Raw genomic sequence first — 2,615 nt, 5'->3', positions numbered from 1 at the left:
TGTACTGACCGGACACGTTGGTCAATCGTGAGAAGGGCGGCTGGTTGCTGCAGGCTGTGTGGGGCCGGTGATGGTTGTAGTAGTGCAGCCAGCCGTCGAGTTCGCCGCGACGCTCCGTCTCGGAGGTGTAGCAGCGGGCGTAGGCCCAGCCGTCGGCCAGGGTGCGGTGGAAGCGCTCGATCTTGCCGTTGGTCTGCGGGCGATACGGCCTGGTCCGTTTGTGCCTGATTCCCAGCTCGGCGCAGGTGTCGCGCCACAGGTGTGAGCGATAGGCGCCACCGTTGTCCGACAGGACCCGCTCGACGGTCACCCCGCGGGCGTTGAACCACTTGACGGCCCTGGCCAGGACCGCTGTGGCGGTGTGGGCTGTTTCGTCGTCGTGGATCTCGGCGTAGGCGACGCGGGAGTGGTCGTCGATGACGGTGTGGACGTAGGCCTTGCCCATCAACGGGTCGTAGTGCTTGTTCTTGGGCTTGTCGGGTGTGGCTGCGCGGTTCTTCTCGCCTTGTCGTCGGCCGACGTAGCGCCAGCCTCCGCCGTCTGGGATGTTGCCGAGCTTCTTCACGTCGACGTGCAGCATCGCCCCGGGGTGGTCGTGCTCGTAGCGACGAACAGGCTCTCCAGTGGCACGGTCGACGTGCGACAGGCGGTTCAAGTGGACGTCGACCAAGATCCGGTGGACTGTCGACGGAGCAACGCCAATCCGGTATGCCAACTGAACCGGACCTTCCCGCAGACGCAGCCGGAGCTGGATACAGCGCTTCGCAGTCGTGGGGCTGGTCTTGTTCGGGGAGCGGTGAGGCCGTGAGCTGCGGTCCTGCATGGACTGACCGGCCCGGTAGCGGTCAGCCCAGCGCTTCACGGTGGGCCAGGAGACCTGGAACCGGGCAGCGACCTCGCTGATCGGCCATCCGTGGTCAACAACCAGCTGGGCAACCTTGAGGCGGTGACGCGGAGTGAGGGCGGCATTGGCGTGGGACATGGTGGTCTTCCTGGTGACGAGCGGGTGGAGACAGTGATGGGGCTGCACCCTGTGGTGCAGCCCCATCGATTCGGTATGTCAGTTGCCGTCCGTGTCCTCGCTGTTCGGCGCTGAAGAGGCAGCCGTCTCGGTGGGTGTTCCCTGCTCGCTCTGGGGCTGGTCGTCATCGTCGGGCACGATCTGGGCCCCGCAGCAACTGCTGTCCTGCTTGCGTGCGGTGAAGAGGTCCTTGAGTCCCATGGTTGCTTGTTCTCCTCGTGTGGTTGGGAATGTGGTGGTTGGGTCAGGCGATCAGTGGGATGAGGTAGCCGGCGGCGATGGCCGTGCCGATGACAGTGACCACGAAAGTGACGACCAGTCGGGGCTTGAACAAGGCGGTGAGCATCGAGATCTCGGGGATCGAGGCTCCGGCGCCGCCGATCATCAGCGCGAACACTGCACCTAGCCCCATGCCGGTCGAGCTGAGGGCCAAGCCGATGGGCAGCATCGTCTCGATACGCACGTAAAGCGGAACGCCAAGCACGGCGGCCAACGGCACGGCCCACGGTTTGTCGTCGCCAGCGACCGCGGCGAGTTGGTCCTGAGACACGAAACCGTAGATAAATGCACCGACCGAGACACCCAGCACCATCGGGACGAGCAGCGGTCTCAGATCGGCCCAGGCCTCGCCGAGTGCGGGCCGGATCTCGTTGCGCAGGCCTGCCCAGGGGTGGGGGGTGCTGTCGTCGCCGACGACCTTGACTCGCTTGAGCTGGCTGGCCATGCCGAGTCGTTCCCATACTAGGGGGGCGAGCAGGGACCATGCGGCGGTGACCACCGTGTAGACCAACGCGATACGCCAGTCGAACAGCAGCACCACCCCGGCCACGATGATGGGATCCAGCAGCGGTGACGAGATCAGGAAGGTCATCGACGTCCGGAACGCCACCCCCGACTTCAACATCCCAGCCAGCACCGGCAGCGTCGAACAGGAACAGAACGGCGTGATCGCCCCCAGCAGTAGCCCCTTGAGCGGGCCGGGAAGGCGCCCATCGGCCATCCAGCTCTGGATCCGATCCGGCCCGAACCGCCGGTTCACCAGCGCAACGAGCACCGAGATCAGCGAGAACAGGACGAGCAACTGGACCAGGATCAACCCGAAGGTCTGTACCGCATGAATCACCGCGCAGCACCCTCAGTCGATGCCTGACCCTCCCCTGCTGGGGCAGTGCAGCACGCCTTCTGTCCCTCTGGAGTGAGAGTCGCCAAGTGAGCGAGCCACTGCACCGGCGCCGCCAACTGCTCACAACACAGCGCGTAGATGTTGGACCGGCCCTCGGCCCGCACACTGATCAGCTGCGCTTGCCGCAAGGCTGCCACATGGTGACTCACCAGCGCCTGGCTCAACCCGGTGGCCTCCTGCAACTTCTTGTTCGAGCACGCCCCCGCCGCAAGCGTCAGCACGATCATCAGTCTGTTCTCGTCTGACAAAGGCTTCAACAACGGAGCAAGCATCCGCGCGTGATCCCGCGCCGACAGGTCCGTGCGCGGCAGGGCAACATCCAGTGAAACTGTCATACCCACACTATAGACAAGCGTGGCCTTCTGTCACAAGTGGCGACTTGTCTATCGATCAACGTGTCCGGTCAGTACA

General features: G+C 64.6%; 4 protein-coding genes. All 4 read right to left on the bottom strand.

What is annotated here, in order from left to right:
• On the bottom strand, positions 1–982 hold a 982-nt coding region (locus G9U53_RS33185), incomplete at its 3' end, for an IS481 family transposase (protein WP_119620694.1).
• 78 nt (positions 983–1,060) lie between these two features.
• The gene (locus G9U53_RS33180; RefSeq protein ID WP_154676754.1) at positions 1,061–1,222 is read right to left on the bottom strand and encodes a hypothetical protein; all 162 of its coding nucleotides are present in this window, start codon (positions 1,220–1,222) and stop codon (positions 1,061–1,063) included.
• A 43-nt stretch (positions 1,223–1,265) separates the two neighbouring features.
• A complete protein-coding gene (locus G9U53_RS33175; protein WP_048896368.1) occupies positions 1,266–2,144 on the bottom strand; it encodes a permease in 879 nt (292 codons plus the stop codon).
• Positions 2,141–2,539 (bottom strand): metalloregulator ArsR/SmtB family transcription factor, encoded by a 399-nt coding sequence (locus tag G9U53_RS33170; protein ID WP_048896403.1) that lies wholly within the window; start codon positions 2,537–2,539, stop codon positions 2,141–2,143. The genes G9U53_RS33175 and G9U53_RS33170 overlap by 4 nt, the downstream gene beginning before the upstream one ends.
• Positions 2,540–2,615 lie beyond the last annotated feature (76 nt).

The sequence above is a fragment of the Rhodococcus sp. D-46 genome, from assembly GCF_011290655.1.
Classification (GTDB): domain Bacteria; phylum Actinomycetota; class Actinomycetes; order Mycobacteriales; family Mycobacteriaceae; genus Rhodococcus_F; species Rhodococcus_F qingshengii.
Note: the sequence above shows the minus strand (reverse complement) of the source record. Positions and strands in the feature narration are given on the sequence as shown.

Excerpts from the sequence above, each read along its gene's own strand:
- G9U53_RS33180 (WP_154676754.1), bottom strand. The coding sequence starts at position 1,222 with ATGGGACTCAAGGACCTCTTCACCGCACGCAAGCAGGACAGCAGTTGC.
- G9U53_RS33170 (WP_048896403.1), bottom strand. The coding sequence starts at position 2,539 with ATGACAGTTTCACTGGATGTTGCCCTGCCGCGCACGGACCTGTCGGCG.